This is a genomic window from Streptomyces sp. NPDC085596, from assembly GCF_044541565.1.
GTDB lineage: Bacteria > Actinomycetota > Actinomycetes > Streptomycetales > Streptomycetaceae > Streptomyces.
Window position 1 is genome coordinate 199001 of record NZ_JBITTC010000005.1, and the last position, 20662, is coordinate 219662.

At 70.1% G+C, this 20662-nt stretch carries 19 protein-coding genes; 4 read left to right on the forward strand and 15 right to left on the reverse strand.

All coding sequences use genetic code 11. The features are described 5' to 3' along the window. Positions 1 to 2 precede the first annotated feature (2 nt). The 4 genes from ACIGA3_RS17015 to ACIGA3_RS17030 all read right to left on the reverse strand — a co-directional run bounded on the left by ACIGA3_RS17015 (position 3) and on the right by ACIGA3_RS17030 (position 3881). The gene (locus ACIGA3_RS17015) at positions 3 to 791 is read right to left on the reverse strand and encodes an SRPBCC domain-containing protein (protein ID WP_399715896.1); all 789 of its coding nucleotides are present in this window, start codon (positions 789 to 791) and stop codon (positions 3 to 5) included. Between the two features lie 110 nt (positions 792 to 901). Beyond that, entirely contained in the window at positions 902 to 2539 is a 1638-nt protein-coding gene (locus ACIGA3_RS17020) for a polyamine aminopropyltransferase (RefSeq protein ID WP_399715898.1), read from the reverse strand. An 80-nt stretch (positions 2540 to 2619) separates the two neighbouring features. After that, complete coding sequence (locus tag ACIGA3_RS17025) at positions 2620 to 3147, reverse strand: DUF2617 family protein (protein WP_399715901.1); 528 nt, start codon at positions 3145 to 3147, stop codon at positions 2620 to 2622. Between the two features lie 392 nt (positions 3148 to 3539). Next, the gene (locus tag ACIGA3_RS17030) at positions 3540 to 3881 is read right to left on the reverse strand and encodes a hypothetical protein (RefSeq protein WP_399715904.1); all 342 of its coding nucleotides are present in this window, start codon (positions 3879 to 3881) and stop codon (positions 3540 to 3542) included. Positions 3882 to 4206: 325 nt separating this feature from the next. Here ACIGA3_RS17030 and ACIGA3_RS17035 point away from each other — a divergent pair, with 325 nt between their 5' ends. Together ACIGA3_RS17035 and ACIGA3_RS17040 are read left to right on the forward strand one after the other, a co-directional pair. Further along, positions 4207 to 4626, forward strand: coding sequence for a hypothetical protein (locus ACIGA3_RS17035; RefSeq protein WP_399715907.1), 420 nt, complete (start codon positions 4207 to 4209; stop codon positions 4624 to 4626). Positions 4627 to 4844: 218 nt separating this feature from the next. Next, positions 4845 to 6032, forward strand: coding sequence for a pyridoxal phosphate-dependent aminotransferase (locus tag ACIGA3_RS17040; protein WP_399715910.1), 1188 nt, complete (start codon positions 4845 to 4847; stop codon positions 6030 to 6032). 67 nt (positions 6033 to 6099) lie between these two features. Here the strand turns inward: ACIGA3_RS17040 and ACIGA3_RS17045 are convergent, their stop codons facing one another. From ACIGA3_RS17045 to clpB, 4 genes are all read right to left on the reverse strand, one after another. Further along, positions 6100 to 6630 carry a YbjN domain-containing protein gene (locus tag ACIGA3_RS17045; RefSeq protein ID WP_389004029.1) on the reverse strand — a complete coding sequence of 177 codons (531 nt, stop codon included), beginning with the start codon at positions 6628 to 6630 and terminating at the stop codon, positions 6100 to 6102. Between the two features lie 135 nt (positions 6631 to 6765). Then, on the reverse strand, positions 6766 to 7356 hold the full coding sequence (locus tag ACIGA3_RS17050) for an RloB family protein (RefSeq protein WP_399715913.1): 591 nt from the start codon (positions 7354 to 7356) through the stop codon (positions 6766 to 6768). Continuing rightward, positions 7281 to 8639, reverse strand: coding sequence for an ATP/GTP-binding protein (locus ACIGA3_RS17055; RefSeq protein WP_399715916.1), 1359 nt, complete (start codon positions 8637 to 8639; stop codon positions 7281 to 7283). Before ACIGA3_RS17055 ends, ACIGA3_RS17050 begins: the two co-directional genes overlap by 76 nt. 133 nt (positions 8640 to 8772) lie before the next feature. Continuing rightward, a complete protein-coding gene (gene clpB, locus ACIGA3_RS17060) occupies positions 8773 to 11370 on the reverse strand; it encodes an ATP-dependent chaperone ClpB (RefSeq protein WP_399715918.1) in 2598 nt (865 codons plus the stop codon). Positions 11371 to 11484: 114 nt separating this feature from the next. Here clpB and ACIGA3_RS17065 point away from each other — a divergent pair, with 114 nt between their 5' ends. After that, positions 11485 to 11898 carry a pyridoxamine 5'-phosphate oxidase family protein gene (locus ACIGA3_RS17065; protein ID WP_399715921.1) on the forward strand — a complete coding sequence of 138 codons (414 nt, stop codon included), beginning with the start codon at positions 11485 to 11487 and terminating at the stop codon, positions 11896 to 11898. 138 nt (positions 11899 to 12036) lie between these two features. On the opposite strand, the gene ACIGA3_RS17070 is transcribed toward ACIGA3_RS17065, so the two are convergent. Then, positions 12037 to 12372 (reverse strand): hypothetical protein, encoded by a 336-nt coding sequence (locus ACIGA3_RS17070; protein ID WP_030816552.1) that lies wholly within the window; start codon positions 12370 to 12372, stop codon positions 12037 to 12039. A gap of 349 nt (positions 12373 to 12721) precedes the next feature. Between ACIGA3_RS17070 and ACIGA3_RS17075 the strand changes: the two genes are divergently transcribed. Next, positions 12722 to 13735: a helix-turn-helix transcriptional regulator gene (locus ACIGA3_RS17075; RefSeq protein ID WP_399715924.1), complete on the forward strand. Its 1014-nt coding sequence runs from the start codon at positions 12722 to 12724 to the stop codon at positions 13733 to 13735. A 9-nt stretch (positions 13736 to 13744) separates the two neighbouring features. Here ACIGA3_RS17075 and ACIGA3_RS17080 read toward each other — a convergent pair whose 3' ends face one another. The 6 genes from ACIGA3_RS17080 to dnaK form a co-directional block, all read right to left on the reverse strand. Continuing rightward, complete coding sequence (locus tag ACIGA3_RS17080; RefSeq protein ID WP_399715927.1) at positions 13745 to 14773, reverse strand: LuxR C-terminal-related transcriptional regulator; 1029 nt, start codon at positions 14771 to 14773, stop codon at positions 13745 to 13747. 219 nt (positions 14774 to 14992) lie between these two features. After that, positions 14993 to 16099, reverse strand: coding sequence for a sugar ABC transporter substrate-binding protein (locus ACIGA3_RS17085; RefSeq protein WP_399715930.1), 1107 nt, complete (start codon positions 16097 to 16099; stop codon positions 14993 to 14995). A gap of 336 nt (positions 16100 to 16435) precedes the next feature. Then, positions 16436 to 16894: a heat shock protein transcriptional repressor HspR gene (locus tag ACIGA3_RS17090; protein ID WP_399715932.1), complete on the reverse strand. Its 459-nt coding sequence runs from the start codon at positions 16892 to 16894 to the stop codon at positions 16436 to 16438. 5 nt (positions 16895 to 16899) lie between these two features. After that, complete coding sequence (gene dnaJ / locus ACIGA3_RS17095) at positions 16900 to 18084, reverse strand: molecular chaperone DnaJ (RefSeq protein ID WP_399715935.1); 1185 nt, start codon at positions 18082 to 18084, stop codon at positions 16900 to 16902. Between the two features lie 45 nt (positions 18085 to 18129). Further along, positions 18130 to 18780 (reverse strand): nucleotide exchange factor GrpE, encoded by a 651-nt coding sequence (gene grpE, locus ACIGA3_RS17100; RefSeq protein WP_399715938.1) that lies wholly within the window; start codon positions 18778 to 18780, stop codon positions 18130 to 18132. Beyond that, the gene (dnaK, locus tag ACIGA3_RS17105) at positions 18777 to 20633 is read right to left on the reverse strand and encodes a molecular chaperone DnaK (protein WP_399715940.1); all 1857 of its coding nucleotides are present in this window, start codon (positions 20631 to 20633) and stop codon (positions 18777 to 18779) included. Before dnaK ends, grpE begins: the two co-directional genes overlap by 4 nt. Between the last annotated feature and the right edge of the window lie 29 nt (positions 20634 to 20662).

Here is a 20662-nt window from a genome sequence, read left to right on the forward strand (position 1 = left end):
GCTCAGTGGCGCTTGCGCAGGGCCCGGGCCACCACGATCGCCGAGGCCACGGCCACCGCCGCCGCCGGGGCGGCCCAGCGGAGGGCCGGGTTGGCGGTGATGGTCTGGGGGGCGGGGACGGGGGCGTAGCGGCCGCGCGGCGGGGCGTGGTCGACCTCCTCCGCGCTGCGGCCGATCATCGTCCGGCGGGCGTGGGCGGCCTCGGCGGGGGGCTCGGCACGGACCTCCAGACCGTCGGGGACGGTGTCGGGGATGTCGGCCTGCGCCTCGGGGTCGAGGGAGGGCGGGGGGACTTCGGCTTCGAAGACGGTGGGGGGCGGGGCGGAGTCGGGGGCGGCGTCGGCCTCGGGGGTGCTGGTGGCTTCCGGGGGGGAGCCCGCCGCCAGGGTTTCCAGGGTGCGGGTCAGGAGGCGGCTGGCCGCCGTCGTCACCGCGTCGCCGGGGAGTTCGGCGAGGCGGCCGTCCGCCTTGGCGGTGCCGCCCACGGTGACCGTCGTACCGCCCTCGGTGGTGGCGAGGCTCAGGGTGAGGGCGAGGGTGACCGTGCCGGTGCCCCGGGACTCGGTGCCGTCACCGCGCACCGCGTACGTACCGTCGGCCCGCGCGCTCACCGCGAGCGTCCCCCGGTAGGTGACGGAGTGACCGCCGACCCGCAGTTTCAGCCGCCCGGCGACGGGTTCCGCCCCGGCGTCCTGCTGGAGTCCCGGCACCGCGCGGGCCACCCTCACGGCATCCGCGAGGGCCTCCCTGAGCCGGTCGGCCGGAACCGGAACGAAGACCTGGAGCTCCATGTTGGCCGAGCCTACCCAGTAGGGGCCGGAATTCACCCGCCCTCGGGCCGAACGGGGAGACCTGCCCCTTAGGCGTGCCCGCGGGCCCGTTGCGAAAGTCCCGTAGGGGTTCAGTACCGGGGATGGGCCAGGGTCGACGGGGGCAGGCCGGGGACGCGGGTGATCCGGGCCGCCGCCACGTCCGCTCTCAGGTCCGGCTCGGTCAGGGTGCGGGGCCGGGTCCCGTAGGGGTCGAGCCGGGGAAGGGGGGCCCTCGGGCCCGGTGCCGCCAGGAGGAACCCCCAGTCGTGGGGGCTTCCGGAGGAGCCCGCCGAGCGGTCGGGGCCGGTGGCGAAGCCCGAGTCGTGGCCCAGGACGCGGTAGGGGGTCGACGAGAAACCCGCCGCGCGCAACGTCTCCGCGACCGTCCAGAAGACGCGGGGGCGCGCGGTCACCGGCCCGGCATGCACGGCGAGGCGTCCGCCGGGGGCGATGACGCGGCGGGCGAGGCCGTAGAACTCCTGGGAGTACAGCTTGGTGCTCGCCGTGATGCCGGGGTCGGGCAGGTCCGCGAGGACCACGTCGTACCGCCCGGCCGGCGCCCGCCGCAGCCAGCTCAGCGCGTCCGCCGTGGTGACGTGCACGCGCGGGTCGTCGTACGCGTGGGCGTTGAGGGCGGAGAGGCCGGGGTCGCGGCGGGCCAGGCGGACGAGGCCGGCGTCCAGTTCGACCACGTCCACCCGCGAGACCCCCTTGTGCCGCAGCACCTCCCGCGCGGCCAGCCCGTCCCCGCCGCCGAGGATCAGCACCCGCCGGTGCGGGCCGGACAGCGCGGGGTGGACCAGCGCCTCGTGGTAGCGCCGCTCGTCCCGGCCGCCGACGCGCAGCCGCCCGTCCAGGAAGAGATCGAGCGGCTTGCCGTCCGTACCCCCGGCGAGGACCACCTCCTGTACGTCCGTCTGCGCGGCCACCCGCACGTCCGGCCCGTACACGGCGCGCCGGGCGGCCGCCTCGAAGTCACCGGCGAGCGCGGCGGCCGAGGCGAGCACCCCGAGCACCGCCAGCCCGGCGGCGAGCAGCGTCCAGCGGGCGCGCCGGGTCAGATCGCGGCGGAACAGCCCGAGCACCAGCGCGCTCCCGGCGACCACGTTCACCGACCCGGTGAGCAGGGCGCCGGTCAACTGGCCCAGGAACGGCAGCAGTACGAAGGGGAAGGCCAATCCGCCGACCAGTGCGCCCACATAGTCGGCGGCGAACAGGTCGGCCACCGCGCCGCCCGCGTCCTGGCGCCGGATGCGCTGGATCAGCTCCATCAGCAACGGCACCTCGGCACCCACCAACAGGCCGATGGCGAGGGAGAAGCCGACCAGCAGACAGCGCGGGCCGTCCGCCCACACCCCGCCCCAGCCACCGGTCCACGCGAACACCGCGTACAACGCCATCGCGCTGCACCCGCCGACCAGCGCGAGCGCGGTCTCGATCGCGCCGAAGCCCACGGCCGCGTGCCAGCGCAGCCGTTTGGCGGCGAGCGAGCCGATGCCCATGGCGAACACCATCACCGACAGCACCACGGACGCCTGGGTGACCGAGTCACCGATCAAGTACGAGGCGAAGGCGACGAGTTCGAGTTCGTACACCAGCCCGCAGGCCGCGCAGACGAAGACGCACGCGAGCACCAGGAACCGCCCGGTACCGGGCTCGACGGGCAGCCGCGCGGGCTCGGTCCAGGGCGGGGCACCCGAGGACACGGGGGCGTGCGAATCGATCACGCTGCGACGTTACGTCACCACAGCGGGACGCTTCGTCACCCACACGTGTGGAAACTCCCTGTCAGGCTGGCCCTGTTGGTTTACCAGGCACCCCGCCCGGCCGGGACCCGGACCCCGACGCGGGTGCGGGTCGCCACCAACTGGCCGTCCTGCGGGTACGCGTGCCAGGTGCGCCAGCGCACCTGGCCCTCGTGCCGCTGGGCGAGCATCGCGGTGAAGGCGTGCGGGCTGCCGGGGAACACCCCGGCGAGTCCGTGCGGATGGTCGGAGACGAGCGCCAGCAACTCCTGGGCGCGGCCCGCGAAGGAGCCCGGCGTGAGCATCTCCACCCGCGCCGCGAACTCGTACTCCCAGTCGCCGACCCGCTTGGCGACGCCGAGGGGAAGCGGGGTGCTGGAGCCGGTGATGCACGCCACCGTCTCCGAACAACTGCCCCGGCCCTCCTCCAGAAGGACCTGGTGGGAGGCGCCGAGCAGTCTCAACTGCAACTTCGCCCCGCTCAGTTCGAGATCGAGGGTGGCCAGGGCCGGGAGTGGTTCGCGGCCGAGGGCCCAGGCGAGGTCGGCAGCGCGCGTATCGGTGTAGGACGTTTGCAGGGTCGTGAGCATGGATCGGCTCCGCTAACACACGAGGAGAGGGGTGGTCCGGCGCACCTCGGTGACACCGGGCGATTCGGCCAGGTCGGCCCGGCTGGCGAAGCGGTGTCCATCGGACGTCCGAGGGCTTGAGGTGGTGTTTTAGAGGGAATCACGAACACTGGCCGTGCCACAGCGTTTTTACCCAAGTTCGGAGGGTTTCCATCCCTCAGAGGGCTCCACAGCTCAACTGTTCAACTACGGCGTACGCCAGGCGCGGAGCACTGGGCTCCGCCCCCGGTGTGCGCCCCGGCCGCAACCCCGGCGAGATTTCGTCACCTCCGGCCGCGCGGCCCCGGCTGGATTCCGCCGGTGCACGCCCCCCTGGGGCACGCCCGTAGGGGTCGTGCCCCAGGGACCTGGGATCAGTTGCCGCCCCCGCAGCCCCCGCCACCCCCGCAGGACGAGCCGCCGCCGCACGAGGACCCGCCGCCGCAGGACGAGTGGCCGCCCCCGCAGGACGAATGCCCGGAGTGCCCGCCGCCCCCGCCGTGGTGCCCCCCGGAGGACCCGGAGTCCCCACCCCAGACCCACCAGCTGGACCCGCTGTCGTACGACCCCGAGGACGACGACGAACCGGACCTGCCGCGCAGCGAACGCGCCGTCCCGGCCGAGACCCGCTGCCGCCCCCACCTGCGCCGGCGCCGCGTCCGCAGCGCGGCCGCGCCGACCAGGACCACCACGACGAGGATGATGCCGATGACCATGGCGTCCCCCCCTCCTTCCGTTCCCCCGAAGCGACCCCCCGTGGGCGCCCCGTCCGTACCCACGCATCGCGCGGTGACCGGGGGATGCCCGCCCGCGGAGAACGCCAAAGCCGATTTGAGGAAGTTCTGAGGGTCTATCACCAAAAGGGCCCTGACCTACATGGATCAGCAGGGTCAGTGGCCATTGGAGACTCCCACGCATATGGCGACAAATTGACCAGCTAGCTCAATTCTTCCTCAGAAGAACAGGAATTCGGTTGTCGTAATTTTTTGAAGTCCTACCGTGTACCGCACTGGTTCTTTCGGATCAACGGGTGGAGAACGAATGAAAAAGTCCTCGGCGATCAAGGCTGCGATCACCACGGCGTTCGCCGCAGCACTGGCGTTCAGCATCGTCACGCCGGCGCAGGCCACGACCACCAAATGGTGCACCCTCATGCAGGGCACTGCGGGTTACGGGTGTTTTTACTCGGATGGCGACAAGTTCGCGGTCCAGGACTACATCGCCGACGGTAAGCGCGTAATTCTCTGGTGGACCCTCATCAATGGCCCGCAGGAGGGCAGGTCGGGGTCCTGCACCGACGCCGATGGTGCCGCCAATGGATTCACCTGGTGCGACTACGACTTCCCCGAGGGCAGCAACTATGCGGTGACGTTCGCGACGACAGCTCGCGATGGAGCGAACGGAAAAGATGAGCACCCGAACAACCCTCTGATCATCGGGTACGTCTCCGGGCACGCCTGACCAACCCTTCGGGTCGGAGATCAAACGATCCCACTCGATAAAGGCATTCCCACCGCATTCCTGACACAGGCTGAAGAGACCATCCCGCCGGGCGGGGTGGTCTCTTCAGCGTTGCTCCCGACGACGGCTGACCCCCTGCTCAGAGGCGGTGCGCCGCGTTCCGTCACGGGGCTCGAACCCCATGGGCAAGTTGAGGAAGTCCAGAGCTTGGGCGGAGGATGGCCCGCATGACCTCCAGCGCACGTCCGTACCTCAACCGCCGGCTCGCCGAGTTCGGGACGACCATCTTCGCCGAGATGTCCGCCCTGGCCACGGCCACCGGCGCGATCAACCTCGGCCAGGGCTTCCCCGACACGGACGGCCCCGAGGAGATCAGGGAGGCGGCGGTACGGGCGCTGCGTGACGGCCGCGGCAACCAGTACCCGCCGGGGCCGGGCGTGCCGGAGCTGCGCCACGCGATCACCGCGCACCAGCGGCGCCGGTACGGGCTGGCGTACGACCCCGACACCGAGGTCCTGGTCACGGCGGGCGCCACGGAGGCCATCGCGGCGACCCTGCTCGCGCTGGTGGAGCCTGGCGACGAGGTGGTGGCGCTGGAGCCGTACTACGACTCGTACGCGGCGAGCATCGCCATGGCGGGCGGGCGGCGCGTACCGGTGACGCTGCGCCCGGCGGAGGGCCGCTTCCGGCTGGACCTGGACGAGCTGCGCGCGGCCGTCACCGACCGGACCCGGCTGCTGCTGATCAACACCCCGCACAACCCGACCGGCACGGTCCTGACCCGCGATGAGCTGGCCGCCATCGCCGAGCTGGCGGTGGAGCGCGACCTGCTGGTGGTGACGGACGAGGTCTACGAGCACCTGGTCTTCGACGACGCCGAACACCTCCCGCTCGCGAGCTTCCCCGGCATGCGCGACCGCACGGTGACGATCGGCTCGGCCGGCAAGACCTTCTCGTTCACCGGCTGGAAGGTCGGCTGGGTGACGGCGGCTCCCGCCCTGGTCAGCGCGGTCCGCTCGGCGAAGCAGTACCTCACCTACGTCTCCGCGGGCCCCTTCCAGTACGCGGTCGCCGAGGCCCTGGCGCTGCCCGACTCCTACTTCGACGGCTTCCGCCGCGACATGCTCGCCCGCCGCGACATCCTCGCCACGGGCCTCGCGGAAGCGGGCTTCGGCGTCTTCCGCCCCGCGGGCACCTACTTCATCACCACCGACATCCGCCCCCTCGGCGAGAAGGACGGCTTCGCCTTCTGCCGCGCCCTCCCCGAACGCGCGGGCGTCGTCGCCATCCCGAACGCCGTCTTCTACGACGACCGGGAAGCGGGCGCCCCGTTCGTCCGCTTCGCGTTCTGCAAGAAGCCGGAGCTGCTCCAGGAGGCCACCGACCGCCTGCGCCGCCTGGCCTGACACGGCTGAGGGCCGGGGCGGCGAAACGCGCGCCCCGGCCCTCAGCCGTCGTTCGGTCCGGCGTGGACTACTCCACGTCCCCGCCCGAGTCCTCGGCGTCGTCGATCTCCTGCTCGAGGCCGAGCTGCTCGGCGAGCCACTTGTCGAACTCGATGGCCGCGCGGACCCAGCTCACCGTGGAGGAGACGAAGTGGTTGAGGTCGACGCCCGTGCCGATCAGCATCTGGGCCTCGCCAATGAGGCGGACCGTGCCGTCGTCGTGGGTGTGGGTGTAGACCTTGGGCCACAGGGTGCGACGGTTCCAGTCGTCGATGGACTCCAGCAGCCGCGCCTTCTCCTCGATCTGGTGCGGGCGGTCGTAGAAGGTCCGCACCGAGAAGACGCGCTGCTCGTCCTCCCCACGGAACATGAAGTACGTGCGGAACTGCTCCCAGGGCGCCGCGAGGTCGCCCTCCTCGTCCACGACGTACTTCAGCTCCATCTGGTCCAGGAGCTGCTTCACGAGGTCCTGATCCGGGAGGACGGGGCCCGCCGGTTCCTGCGGCTGCTGCTCGGGCTGGCCCCCGAAGTTCGGAATCGAGGACGGGTCGATGCTCACCGTGGTTTTCCCTTCGTACGGAATTCCGCCATCCTCCCCCAGAGGGGGAGGTCCGTGGCAAGCCCCGACGCGGCCTGTCAGCCACGGGCGGACATGCCTGCGCCGTACGGGGCTCTCAGCGGCGAGTACCCACCCTCAGCGCTCTTCCATCCGCTCCACGAGCTGCCATACACCGGTCGACGGATTCCGGGTGTAGTCCTCACCGGTGGAGTCCAGCTTCCGGGCACGCTCCACCGCGTCGGTCCGGCCGTCTCGGTACACGGCGAAGTCGATGCGCGTCTTGTCGTACTCCGGCACGTGCTTGCGCAAGATCGGCAGCAGGTCCTTGTACGTCGCCGCGTGGGCCGTGTGCGCGGCGAAATGGAGGAGCAGCCACAGCTCGAAGCACGGATGGGAGACCGCCACCCGGATGCCCGCGCGGCGCGCGGCGGTCACGGCCGCCGCCACGTCCGGGAACTGGTCCACGTCGAAGACGCACCAGACCTCGTCGAAGCTGTCCTTACCGAGGCTGCGCTGAGTCTTGGCATAGCTGACCAACTGCGTAGGGGAGCACGCCTTGCCCCGCACGACGACGGACACGGCGGGATTCCGCAACTGTTCGCGCAGCCCCTGGAAGTACTGGCGCTCGGTCTCCTTGCTGCCGCAGACGATCAGGAGCGTGCGCGCCGAGCGCCGGACGGGACCGCGGCGGCGGCCCGATCCCTCACGCGGAAACGGCCTTGCCACGTGCCCCCCCAGTACTGCTTGACCATGTCCTCGAAGGCTCCGTCGGGCAGCAGTGGCACAGCGCCGTAGCTTCCCGCCAGATACCGCCGCTCGAAGTTCTCCCCCTTGCGCGGCTTGAAGTCACTGAGCGGATACAGCTCGGAGGCTCCGGTCGCCGCGTCCTTCTCCACGAACCAGATCTGGTCGCGGCGCAGCACCTCTTCACCGAGCATGGTGCCAAGGAGTGAGGCATCGTGCGTCGTGAACATCAACTGAGCTCCGAGCGGATTCAGTTGAGTGCTCTGGAAGAGCTTGACGAGCTTGGCGGTCAGCAGGGGGTGCAAGCTGACATCGATCTCGTCGATCCACAGTTGCGAGCCACGGCCGATCGCGAGCAGCGCCCAGGTGACCAGGGTGAGCCAGGTCTTTGTTCCGGCAGACTCGTCTTCGGCCGTCAGCAGGAACTCCTCGTCTCCGACCCGGTGGACGAATCGAAGCGACTTGCTCACGGACCGCATGAGCAATGCCGTCACCTCGTCGTCGAGGCCCTCCTGAGTCTGCCGTCGCATGAACTCGTGGGCGTAGCGCTGGAGTCCTGGATCATCGTCCTGGCTAGGCCGCACGCCATGCACTCCGAGATCCGCGGCCGCCAGCAGCTCCTCGGCCCGCGCGATACCCACCCTCTCGAAAAAGTCGAACACTTCCGCGGTGATGGAGCCGGCCGTCGGCAGCGCCTGCCGTGTCTCGTCATCGACAACCGTGACCCACTGCAGGGCCTCCCACACAGCGCCCAGCACCTTGTGTCCTGACTGTGCGGCGGCGGACAGATACAGGCTGTTGCCCCGCATGATCCGCTCGGCTGCCGCGCGCTCTCCGGTGAGCGAGGCTCCGAACGCCACCGCACCGCCCTTGCGCTCGAAGAGGACACGCTTTCGGGCCTTCGGATAGGAGTAGAGCCATTCCTCCTCGATGGCCCGGTCACCGGCGCTGAAGCCGTATACGTGGCGGACGCCGTCGATCAGCAGGTCCACCGCATAGCTCGACGGTTCGCGCCTGCTGTCGTGATCCAGGAGGAAGGGACGACGCTTGACCGGCTCGTCCGGCAGCCACCGGGCCTGCGAATCACGCACGGCGCCCAGGAAGAACTGGTACGCCTTCATCACCGTCGACTTGCCGGAGGCATTGGCGCCGTAGATCGCGGCCACGGGCAGTGCGGGGCGGTCGGCGTCATAGGCGGGGACCAGGTTCAGCTCCTGGGAATCGCGCAGCGAGCCATGATTAGCCACCCTGAAACTCAGAAGCACGCTACGACCCCCACTTCCCACTTTGTGAACAAGTGAATCTCTCATCAACCGCTGAGCAAAGGCTAGCCTCCGGTTTTCCATGCGGAAAGGCCCGCCACCCAAATGGGGAGACGGGCCTTTGGACATCATCCAGTCAGAGCGACTTTCCCGTCGCCGGACCCACCTTCAGGCCCTCTTCCGCGCGGTCCACGCGGATCGTGTCGCCGTCCTTGATCTCGCCGGAGAGGATCTCCTTGGCGAGGCGGTCGCCGATGGCCGTCTGGACCAGGCGGCGCAGGGGGCGGGCGCCGTACGCCGGGTCGTTGCCCTCCTCCGCGAGCCACGCCAGGGCCTCGGGGGTGACGTCCAGCGTGAGGCGCCGCTCCGCCAGGCGCCGGCCGAGCCGGTCGATCTGGAGGCGGGCGATCCGGGCCAGCTCCTCCTCGTTCAGCGCGGAGAACACCACCAGGTCGTCCAGCCGGTTCAGGAACTCCGGCTTGAACGAGGCCCGCACCACGTCCAGCACCCGCTGCCGCTTCTCCGCCTCGTCCAGCGCCGGGTCGACCAGGTACTGGCTGCCCAGGTTGGAAGTGAGCACCAGGATGGTGTTGCGGAAGTCGACCGTGCGGCCCTGGCCGTCCGTCAGACGGCCGTCGTCCAGCACCTGGAGCAGGATGTCGAAGACCTCGGGGTGCGCCTTCTCCACCTCGTCCAGCAGCACCACGCTGTACGGGCGCCGCCGCACGGCCTCGGTGAGCTGGCCGCCCTCCTCGTACCCCACGTAGCCGGGAGGCGCGCCGACCAGGCGGGCCACGCTGTGCTTCTCGCCGTACTCCGACATGTCGATGCGGATCATGGCCCGCTCGTCGTCGAAGAGGAAGTCCGCGAGCGCCTTGGCCAGTTCGGTCTTGCCGACGCCGGTCGGGCCGAGGAAGAGGAAGGAGCCGCTGGGCCGGTCCGGGTCGGCGACCCCGGCACGCGAGCGCCGCACCGCGTCGGAGACGGCCTGTACGGCCTCGCTCTGGCCGATGAGCCGCTTGCCCAGCTCGTCCTCCATGCGCAGCAGTTTCTGCGTCTCGCCCTCCAGCAGGCGGCCGGCCGGGATGCCGGTCCAGGCGGCGACGACGTCCGCGATGTCGTCGGAGCCGACCTCCTCCTTGACCATGGTGTCCCGCGCGGCCTCCTCCTCGGCCTCGGAGGCGGCCTCCAGCTCCTTCTCCAGCTCCGGGATCTGCCCGTACAGCAGCTTGGAGGCGGTGTCGAAGTCGCCGTCGCGCTGGGCGCGTTCGGCCTGGCCGCGCAGGTCGTCCAGGCGCTCCTTCAGCTCACCGACGCGGTTGAGGGACTGCTTCTCCTTCTCCCAGCGGGCGGTGAGCCCGCGCAGCTCCTCCTCCTTGTCGGCGAGGTCGCGGCGCAGCCGCTCCAGGCGCTCGCGGGAGGCCGGGTCGGTCTCCTTGCCGATCGCCAGCTCCTCCATCCGCAGCCGGTCGACGCCGCGCTGGAGTTCGTCGATCTCGACGGGTGAGGAGTCGATCTCCATGCGCAGCCGGGACGCGGCCTCGTCCACGAGGTCGATCGCCTTGTCGGGCAGGAAGCGGGAGGTGATGTACCGGTCGGACAGGGTCGCGGCGGCCACCAGCGCGCTGTCCGCGATCTGCACCTTGTGGTGCGCCTCGTACCGCCCCTTCAGACCGCGCAGGATGGCGATGGTGTCCTCGACGCTCGGCTCGGCCACCAGCACCTGCTGGAAGCGCCGCTCCAGCGCGGGGTCCTTCTCGATCCGCTCGCGGTACTCGTCCAGCGTGGTCGCGCCGACCATGCGCAGCTCGCCGCGGGCCAGCATCGGCTTGAGCATGTTGCCCGCGTCCATCGCGGAGTCGCCCCCGGCGCCCGCGCCGACGACCGTGTGCAGCTCGTCGATGAAGGTGATGATCTGCCCGTCGGAGTCCTTGATCTCCGAGAGCACGGCCTTGAGCCGCTCCTCGAACTCACCGCGGTACTTCGCGCCCGCGACCATCGCGCCGAGGTCCAGGGAGACCAGCCGCTTGTCCTTCAGGGACTCCGGCACATCGCCCTTGACGATGCGCTGGGCCAGCCCCTCGACCACGGCGGTCTTGCCCACGCCCGGCTCACCGATGAGGACGGGGTTGTTCTTGGTGCGGCGGCTCAGCACCTGCACGACCCGGCGGATCTCCTGGTCCCGGCCGATGACCGGGTCGAGGCGGCCCTCACGGGCGGCGGCGGTGAAGTCGGTGCCGAACTTCTCCAGGGCCTTGTACTGACCCTCGGGGTCGGCGGTGGTCACGCGGCGTCCTCCTCTGGCCTTCTGAAAGGCGTCTTGCAGCTTCTTGGCGGTGGCTCCCTGCTTCTGGAGCACTTCCCCGGCGGCGCCGCCCTTCGCGGCGAGGCCGGTCAACAGGTGTTCGGTGGAGAGGTAGTCGTCCCCGAGTTCCCCGGCGCGCTCGTCCGCGTCCGCGAGGACGGCGAGCAGCTCCCGGCTGGGCTGCGGGGGCGCGACGGTGGAGCCGGTCACGCTGGGCAGCGCGGCGAGGACGCGCTCGGCACCGGCGCGCACGGCGGCCGGATCGGCTCCGACCGCGGTGAGCAGGTCGGTGATGTTCTCGTTGTCCTGCCCCGCGAGCAGCGCCAGCAACAGGTGAGCGGGCGTCAGATCCGGATGCCCCTCCGTCACGGCCCGCTGGCTTGCGGCGTTGATCGCGTCCCGGCTCCTGTTGGTCAGCTCGGCGTCCACGTGCGTGTTCTCCTCCTCCACACTGCTCCACTGATGACTTAACCAGTGTACACAAACTTGAGTCGGGTGCACTCAATTAAGCGGCGGGAACTTCAGGTTGGCTAGGTTTCAGCCATGGCCTCATATTCCGTGGACCTGGACACACCGGATGATTCGTACGTCGCCTTCTGGCGGGAGCGGCATCTGAGCACGCTCACCACCCTGCGCCCGGACGGCAGCCCGCACGTGGTGCCGGTCTGCGTGACCTGGGACCCGGAGGCCGGGATCGCCCGCGTCATCACCAGCGGCACCAGCACGAAGGCGGCGCTCGTGCGCGCGGCCGGGGCCGAGGGGGCACGGGTGGCGGTGTGCCAGGTCGACGGCCGGCGCTGGGCCACGCTGGAGGGCCGGGCGCGGGTGCGCGAGGACCGGGAGTCGGTCGCGGAGGCGGAGCGGCGCTTCACCGAGCGGTACGGCCGGGCCCCCAGGGAGAACCCCCTGCGGGTCGCCATCGAGATCGAGGTGGAACGCGCGCTCGGGCGCGGCTGAAGAGTTTCGGCCACGTGGCCGGATAGCCGATACCCCGAAATATGCGCAGAAACTGCAGCGGCGTCACCGTGTTCAGGTCACGGTGACGCCGCTGCGGGGGGAAGCGCCTGAGCGATCTTTTACGACGGGGGAATCGCGTCAGGCACTGCGGGGGGTGGCAGTTGTGGTCCTGAGGTCGGCGACCTCGGGCTCCGCGAGACGGTGGTCCCGCTGGTCGAGATTGACGAAGATCATGCCGTACCGGACGGCACACCGCACCGGCTGCGGCGCACCACGGGGCTTGCGCAGACAGCGGTACGCCCGTACGTCCTCGTCCTCGTCCCGGGTGACCACGACCGGTTCGCCGAACACCGTCACCATCAACGAGTCGCCGCTGTGGGGGATGGCGGTGACCAGATCGATGAAGTGCCAGCCGGAACGGTAGGCGGTGGCCATCTCACGACGGAAGGAGCGGTCGTCGGGAGGCGTGGTCATGGTGATCAGTCCCACCGCGTGTCGAGCGGGGCGACGTCCCACCTCGTATCCGCCGGCGTGCTGTCCCACCTGGTGTCCAGCGGGGCGGTGTCCCACCTGGTGTCCTGAACGCCCGCCGCTGTCACGGTCCCCCCGGCACCCGGCTCGTGCACGCTCGCCGCACCGGAGAGGCCCGCCAGAGTTCCGACGGCCGCAACGGCGGAGAGAGCGGCAACAAGCGCCGAGCGAAGCATTCTGTTACGCATGGTCGGCTTCGTCCTCACTTGAAAGTCCCCTCTTCCCCCGTCGAGTTAGACGATGGCTCATTCAGGCACATCATCGCCACACGATCGGTGCATCATGTTCCTGCATGTTCAGGACCCTGGGGGGTGGAGATTTGGTAACAAACGGGACAGAGGCGACACATCCCCACGCGGTGACCGAGATGTGCGCGGAAGGAAGCCGCCTCTACGCGAGTGCCCTGCGCACCGGCCGCATCCCGCGCGCGGACGCCGAAGCGGCCCCGTGCCTGATGGAGTTCGCCCTGCTCCACCCCGACCCCGACGACCCCGGCTGGCTGCGGCCCGTGGCGCCGGCCGTCGCGCTGGCCCAGCGGCTGAGCCCCATCGAGCGGGAGATCGCCGATCGGCGGCGCCGGTCCATCGTGCTGTCCGAGATCTTCGAACCCTTCATGACGCTGAGCGCGCGTGAGGACGCCCCGACCCACGCCATCACCGTCCTGGAGGGCCTGGACCGCATCAACGCGGCCCTGGACCTGGCGACCGGCCAGTGCCGCACCGAGGTGCTCACCGTGCAGCCTGGTGGGCGCCGCAGCCCCGAGAACCGCCTCCTGGAGGCGCTGGAGCGCGACCAGCCGCTCATCGAGCGCGGGGTGCGCATCCGGACCCTGTACCAGCACACCGCCCGCTACAGCGCCGACCGGCTCGCCTACGTGGACCGCTTCGCCGACGGCAAGGCGGAGTACCGCACCATCGACGAACTGGTCGAGCGGCTGATCATCTGCGACGAGACGGTGGCCTTCATCCCGGTCCGCGATGACCGCCAGGTCGCCCTGGAGCTGCGCCACCCCGGCCTGGTGCGCTACCTCGTCAAGGTCTTCGAGTTCATGTGGAGCCGCGCGGTCCCGCTGAGCGCCGGCACGCCCTACGAGACCGCACCGGACGGCATCACCGACATCCAGCACTCCATCGCCAAGCTCCTGGTGGAGGGCCATGTCGACGAGGCGATCGCGCGCCGCCTCGGGATGAACGTCCGCACCTGCCGGGCCCACATCGCCAAGCTGGCCACCGCGCTGGGCAGCGGCAGCCGGGCCCAGCTCGGCTACCTCATCGCCCGCTCCGGCATCCTCAACGAGGAGGAATGAGCGCGTAGTTCAGGGTGCGTGTACACCGCCCGCGGGCGCCGGAGCCGGTCCGTGCGACGGGCCGTCCAGCCCCACCTGGGCCATGCGGACGCCGAGTTGGGTACGGCTGGTCGCGCCCAGGGTCTCCGAGAGCCGGGCTATGTGCGCGCGGCAGGTGCGCACGCTGATGCCGAGCCGCTCGGCGATCACCGCGTCCTGGTGGCCCTCGGCGAGCAGCGCGGCGATGGCGCGTTCACGGTGCGAGATGCCTTCGATGCCGGTGTCGGGCAGCGGGGCGGTGAGCGGGATCGCCAGTCGCCACAGCCGCTCGAAGACGGTCACCAGGTACTCCACCAGCGCCGGGTGGCGCAGCTCCAGGGCCATGGTGCGGTCGGTGTTGGCGGGGATGAAGGCGACGGTGCGGTCGAAGAGGATGAGCCGGTCGATGACCTCGTCCAGGGTGCGGGCCTCCACCGCGTCGCCCATCAGCTCCAGGTAGTTGAGCAACCCCTGCCCGTGCCGGGCGACATGCGTGTACAGGTCGCGCATCCGCACGCCCCGGCCGCGCAGTTCCAGCGCCCGGTGCAGTCCCTCGGTCAGCTCGGCCTCGCGCCGGATGCCGCCGGGCTGCACGGTGAGCACCTCGGTCGCGCATGCCTCGGTCGCCTCGTCCATCGCGGCCTGGATACGGGTGAGCCCGTCCAGCACCCGGATCGCGGTGCCTTCACCCTGCGGGGCGAGGTCGGGCAGTTGACGGCCGAGCCCGGCGTACCAGTCGAACGCGGCGACCGCCGAGCCCATCCGGCGCTGGCTCTGGGTGACCTCGTCGTAGACCCCGCGCAGCAGCCGGGTCATCACCTCCTGCGGGGAGGTGGGGACCAGCCAGTCCATGTCGTCGGGGTCGGGGTGCAGCAGGGCCAGCTCCAGCAGGCAGGGCACCGGCTCGGCTTCGGCGCGCGGCACCCGGCCCCGGCGTACGGCGCGGGAGTACACGCGGTCCCCCGGCGCGCACAGCCGGTCGGCACCATGGGGATGTCTCTGCGTCGCGTGCCCGGCCATCGCCCATTCCACCCCCGGTCGCCGCCACTTCGCAGCGCAACTATGCGCGGCCCCGCCCGCCTCCGCAACACGGCTCCCCGCGCCCCGCGGGCCGCGAAACACCGGTATGCCCGGATCGTTGGGGGCCGCCGGGGCGCGAAAAAGGGAGGTGGCCCCGCCGTCACCGGGGCCGCCTCCCTCACCTGCCTCGGGGCCGTGCCCCGACCGCGCCGCGCGGTGTCAGCGCAGGCCGACGGCCGCGCAGGCCGCCTTGTAGCCGGCCGTGCAGATCTCGTCGACCGAGTAGATGCCGTCCGCGACGACCGTGTCCTTGATCTTGCTCTTGGTCAGCGCGCTCACCTGGACCAGCTTGGCCGGGATCTGCTTGTCGGTGGGGCTGTCGATGCGGTCCTGGGTGAGGGCGTCGAACTGGATGTCCTTGCCCTGCACCTTGGCGACGGCCATCTGGGCCGCGGCCTCGGCCTCGTCCGGGTAGGACTTGTAGACGCTCATGTACTGCTCGCCCGCCAGGATGCGCTGCACGGCGTCGAGTTCGGCGTCCTGACCGGTGATCGGGGGCATGGTGGTGACACCGGCGTTCTTGAGGGCCTTGATGACCCCGGCCGCCATGCCGTCGTTGGCGGAGTAGACGGCCGCGATGTTCGCCTTGCCTATCTTGCCGATCGCCTCGGTCATGTTGGCCTCGGCGTTCTCCGGCTTCCAGTCCTTGGTGTCGAAGCTGTCCGCGATCGTCACCTTGCCGTTCAGCTCGGAGAACGCACCCTCCTTGAACTGCTTGGCGTTGGGGTCGGTGGGCGAGCCGTTCATCATCACGATCTTGTCGGAGAGCCCGGCGCCCGAGCCCAGCCGCTCCAGCAGGGAGCGGCCCTGCACCTCGCCGACCAGCTCGTTGTCGAAGGAGATGTACGCGTCGATCGGGCCCTCGGCCAGCCGGTCGTAGGCGATGACCGGGATGCCCGCGTCCTTGGCCTTCTTCACCGTCGACGCGATGGCGTGCGAGTCGACCGCGTCCAGCAGGATGACGTTGACCTTCTCGTCGATCATCCGCTGCATCTGGTCGGCCTGCTGGCCGGCGTCCGCGTCGGCGTTGGCGTACTCGACCTTCCCCTTCTTGTGGGTCAGTTCGGACACCTTGCTCTTGATGATCGGGTAGTCGAACTTGTCGTAGCGGGTGTTGGCCTTCTCCGGGAGCAGCAGGCCGACGGTGACCTGGTCGCCCATGGTGGGGCTCGCGCTCGCGTCGTCACCCGCCGAGTTCAGGACGCCGCAGCCGGCGAGCGGGAGGACCATCGTGGAGACGGCCACGGACATGGCGATACGACGCATTCGAGGGCTCACTTCAGGTGCGTTCCGACGGGGTGCTGCGTGCGACCCAGGTGTCTGAAAAGACAACGCGGAGGCGCCCCATGGCGTCAAGCAAAACAACTTAACGAGATGGCAACACCACGCTGCGTTCAGCCGGTGAAGACCTGGCGGAGCCTTGCGCAACCCTCTGTAAACACGCTTCACACCCTCCCCGCCCGACCCACGTGTTACGTACACACTGTCGAATGAAGTCAGCCAGCCTGTGAACGCCGCTGTGAACGCTCCCGTGAACGACCGAGGGGCCGGGAGGCGTTGTGCCTCCCGGCCCCTTCGAGGGTGCTCGCCGGACGCGTCCGGTCAGTCCGCGGACTGCTGCCGCTTGGGCCGCCACACCACCAGCGCGCTGGTCTGCTGGACCTCCTGGTACGGGACCAGGTCGCGGCGGTAGGAGGCGTGCACGGCGGCCTCGCGCTGACGCATCGTCGCCGCCGCGCCGTCCAGGGCCGACTCCAGCTCTGCCACCCGGGACTGGAGCGCGACGACCTGGTTCTCCAGCTCGATGATGCGCTTGATGCCGGCCAGGTTGATGCCCTCGTCCTGCGACAACTGCTGCACCTGGCGGAGCAGTTCGATGTCACGGGCCGAATAGCGCCGCCCGCGCCCCGCCGTGCGGTCCGGGGAGACCAGACCGAGGCGGTCGTACTGCCGGAGCGTCTGCGGATGGAGTCCGGAGAGCTGCGCGGCGACCGAGATGACGTAGACCGGGGTCTCCTCGGTCAGCTCGTACGGGTTGCGCCGACGACCGGGTGTGTCCATCGGGCTCATTCTCCCTTCGCGGCCTCGAACAGCTCCGCCCGCGGGTCCTCGTCCGCGGTCGCCTCTCGATACGCCTCGAGCGCGTCACGAGCCTTCCCCGAGAGGTCCTTCGGGACACTCACCTCCACGGTGATCAGCAGATCACCATGGCTGCCGTCCTTGCGCGCCGCGCCCTTGCCCCGCGCCCGCATGGTGCGGCCGTTGGGCGTGCCGGGCGGCAGCTTCAGGGTGACCGGGGACCCGCCGAGGGTGGGTACCCGCACCTCGCCGCCGAGGGCTGCCTCGGCGAACGTCACCGGGACGGTGACGGTGAGGTTGTCACCCTTGCGGCCGAACACCTTGTGCTCGCCCACATGGACGGTGACGTACAGGTCGCCCGCCGGGCCGCCGCGCTCGCCGGGCGCGCCCTTGCCGCGCAGCCGGATGCGCTGCCCGTCGGTGACGCCCGCCGGGATGCGGACCTGCATGGTGCGCGAGGACTTGGCCCGGCCGCTGCCGCTGCACTCCATGCAGGGGTGCTCGGCGATCAGGCCGCGGCCCTTGCAGTCGGGGCACGGGTCGGTGAGCGAGAAGCCGCCGCCCGAGCCCCGCGCGACCTGTCCGGTGCCGACGCAGGTCGGGCACACACGCGGCGTGCCGTTCTTGTCGCCGGTGCCCGAACACGCCTTGCAGGGCGCCTGCGAGGTCATCCGGAGCGGTACGGTCGCGCCCTCGATCGCCTCGGTGAAGCTGAGCGTCACCTCGGTGTCGACGTCCTGCCCCCGGCGCGGCTGGGTACGGGTGGTACCCGCGCCGCCCCGGTTGAACAGGCCGCCGAAGACATCGCCGATGCCGCCGCCGAAGCTGCCGCTCTGCGCGCCGCCCGCCCCGCCGGCGCCGCCGAAGAGGTCGCCGAGGTCGAAGTTGAACTGCCCGCCGCCCGCCGCGCCCGGCCCCGGCCGGAAACCGCCGTTGCCGAACAGGGCGCGCGCCTCGTCGTACTCCTTGCGCTTCTTGGGGTCGCCGAGGACGTCGTTCGCCTCGGAGATCTCCTTGAAGCGCTCCTCGGCGCGGGTGTTGCCCTTGTTGGCGTCCGGGTGGAACTCGCGGGCGAGCTTCCGGTACGCCTTCTTGATCTCCGCCTCGGTGGCGTCCTTGGGGACGCCGAGGACCTTGTAGAAGTCCTTCTCGATGAAGTCCTTGGTGCTCATCCCCGACGTCCCTCCTTCCGGTACTGCGTGATCTGCGTGATTACGTCAGCCCTCCTCCGGGCCACCGTTCTCCTTGTCGTCGGCCGCGCTCTCCTCGGCCTCCTCCGCCTGGACGGTCTGCGCGCCGGGCTGCGGCTCGGCGACGGCCACCCGCGCGGGGCGGATGGTGCGCTCACCGATGCGGTAACCGGGCTGGAGGATGGCCACGCACGTCGTCTCGGTGACGTCGGGCGCGTAGGAGTGCATCAGGGCTTCATGGATCGTCGGGTCGAAGGGCTCGCCCTCCTTGCCGAACTGCATGAGGCCCATCTTGGCCGCGACGGACTCCATCGACTCGGCCACCGACTTGAAGCCGCCGACCAGTTCGCCGTGTTCCCGCGCGCGGCCGATGTCGTCCAGCACGGGCAGCAGCTCGGTCAGGAGGTTCGCGACGGCGACCTCCTTGACCGCGATGCGGTCGCGCTCGACGCGGCGGCGGTAGTTCTGGAACTCGGCCTGGAGGCGCTGGAGGTCCGCCGTGCGCTCACCGAGCGCCGTGCGTGCCTGGTCCAGCTGGGCCACCAGGGCCACGTCTGCACTTGCGTCCCCAGCCGGGGCCGCCCCCTCCTCGGAGGCGGCCTGCGGCTCGGCGTCGTCGGGGTTCGCGCCGGAGGGGACGTCGGGCTTCTCCTCGAAGCCCGGAGTCTCCTCCGTCACGCGGCACCGTCCTTGCGCTCGTCGTCGACGATCTCGGCGTCCACGACGTCGTCGTCCTTGGCGTCACCGGCGTCGGCGGAAGGACCGCCGGCGGCCTGGGCGCCCTGGGCGTCGGCGTACATGGCCTGGCCGAGCTTCTGCGAGACGGCGGCGACCTTCTCGGTGGCGGTGCGGATCTCGGCGGAGTTGTCGCCCTCGGCGGACTCGCCCTTGAGCTTCTCCTTCAGCTCCGCGACAGCCTCTTCGACCTCGGTCTTGATCTCGCCGGGGACCTTGTCCTCGTTGTCCTTGAGGAACTTCTCCGTCTGGTAGACGAGCTGCTCGCCCTGGTTGCGGGTCTCGGCGGCCTCGCGGCGGGCGTGGTCCTCCTCCGCGTACTTCTCGGCCTCCTGGCGCATGCGGTCGACCTCGTCCTTCGGCAGCGAGGAGCCACCGGTGACGGTCATCTTCTGCTCCTTGCCCGTGCCCAGGTCCTTCGCGGTCACGTGCATGATGCCGTTGGCGTCGATGTCGAAGGCGACCTCGATCTGCGGGACGCCACGCGGGGCCGGCGGCAGACCGGTCAGCTCGAACATCCCGAGCTTCTTGTTGTACGCCGCGATCTCGCGCTCGCCCTGGTAGACCTGGATCTGCACGGAGGGCTGGTTGTCCTCGGCGGTGGTGAAGATCTCGGACCGCTTGGTCGGGATCGTCGTGTTCCGCTCGATGAGCTTGGTCATGATGCCGCCCTTGGTCTCGATACCGAGGGACAGCGGGGTGACGTCGAGGAGCAGGACGTCCTTGACCTCGCCCTTGAGAACACCGGCCTGGAGGGCGGCACCGATGGCGACGACCTCGTCCGGGTTCACGCCCTTGTTGGCCTCGTTGCCACCGGTCAGCTCCTTGACGAGCTCGGCGACGGCCGGCATACGGGTGGAGCCACCGACGAGAACGACGTGGTCGATCTCGGACAGCTGGATGCCCGCGTCCTTGATGACGTTGTGGAACGGCGTCTTGCAGCGCTCCAGCAGGTCGGCGGTCAGCTGCTGGAACTGGGCGCGGGTGAGCTTCTCGTCCAGGTGCAGCGGGCCCTCGGCGGACGCCGTGATGTAGGGCAGGTTGATCGAGGTCTCCGTGGAGGACGACAGCTCGATCTTGGCCTTCTCGGCGGCCTCGCGGAGGCGCTGGAGGGCCATCTTGTCCTTGGCGAGGTCCACGCCGTGGCCGGCCTTGAACTGCTGGACCAGGTAGTCGACGACGCGCTGGTCCCAGTCGTCACCACCGAGGTGGTTGTCACCGTTGGTGGCCTTCACCTCGACGACGCCGTCACCGATCTCCAGCAGCGAGACGTCGAAGGTGCCGCCACCGAGGTCGAAGACCAGGATGGTCTGGTCGTCCTTGTCGAGGCCGTACGCGAGAGCGGCGGCGGTCGGCTCGTTGACGATGCGCAGGACGTTCAGACCCGCGATCTCACCGGCTTCCTTGGTGGCCTGACGCTCGGAGTCGTTGAAGTACGCCGGGACGGTGATGACCGCGTCGGCCACCTTCTCGCCCAGGTACGCCTCGGCGTCGCGCTTCAGCTTCTGCAGGATGAAGGCGCTCATCTGCTGCGGGTTGAAGCTCTTGCCGTCGAGCTCGATCTTCCAGTCCGTGCCCATGTGGCGCTTCACGGAACGGATGGTCCGGTCCACGTTCGTGACCGCCTGGCGCTTGGCGACCTCGCCGACGAGCACCTCACCGTTCTTCGCGAAGGCGACGACGGACGGCGTGGTCCGGGCACCCTCGGCGTTGGTGATGACGGTGGGCTCGCCGCCCTCCAGAACGCTGACGACGGAGTTAGTCGTGCCCAGGTCGATGCCGACCGCACGTGCCATGGTTGATTCCTCCAGAGAACTTGAGTGGG

Coding starts and splice junctions, on each gene's coding strand:
- ACIGA3_RS17035 (WP_399715907.1), top strand. CDS start 4,207: ATGAAAAAGTCCTCGGCGATCAAGGCTGCGATCACCACGGCGTTCGCC.
- ACIGA3_RS17070 (WP_030816552.1), bottom strand. CDS start 12,372: ATGACCACGCCTCCCGACGACCGCTCCTTCCGTCGTGAGATGGCCACC.
- ACIGA3_RS17085 (WP_399715930.1), bottom strand. CDS start 16,099: ATGCGTCGTATCGCCATGTCCGTGGCCGTCTCCACGATGGTCCTCCCG.
- ACIGA3_RS17025 (WP_399715901.1), bottom strand. CDS start 3,147: ATGCTCACGACCCTGCAAACGTCCTACACCGATACGCGCGCTGCCGAC.
- ACIGA3_RS17030 (WP_399715904.1), bottom strand. CDS start 3,881: ATGGTCATCGGCATCATCCTCGTCGTGGTGGTCCTGGTCGGCGCGGCC.
- ACIGA3_RS17040 (WP_399715910.1), top strand. CDS start 4,845: ATGGCCCGCATGACCTCCAGCGCACGTCCGTACCTCAACCGCCGGCTC.
- ACIGA3_RS17075 (WP_399715924.1), top strand. CDS start 12,722: ATGTTCAGGACCCTGGGGGGTGGAGATTTGGTAACAAACGGGACAGAG.
- ACIGA3_RS17080 (WP_399715927.1), bottom strand. CDS start 14,773: ATGGCCGGGCACGCGACGCAGAGACATCCCCATGGTGCCGACCGGCTG.
- ACIGA3_RS17065 (WP_399715921.1), top strand. CDS start 11,485: ATGGCCTCATATTCCGTGGACCTGGACACACCGGATGATTCGTACGTC.
- dnaJ (WP_399715935.1), bottom strand. CDS start 18,084: ATGAGCACCAAGGACTTCATCGAGAAGGACTTCTACAAGGTCCTCGGC.
- ACIGA3_RS17015 (WP_399715896.1), bottom strand. CDS start 791: ATGGAGCTCCAGGTCTTCGTTCCGGTTCCGGCCGACCGGCTCAGGGAG.
- dnaK (WP_399715940.1), bottom strand. CDS start 20,633: ATGGCACGTGCGGTCGGCATCGACCTGGGCACGACTAACTCCGTCGTC.
- ACIGA3_RS17090 (WP_399715932.1), bottom strand. CDS start 16,894: ATGGACACACCCGGTCGTCGGCGCAACCCGTACGAGCTGACCGAGGAG.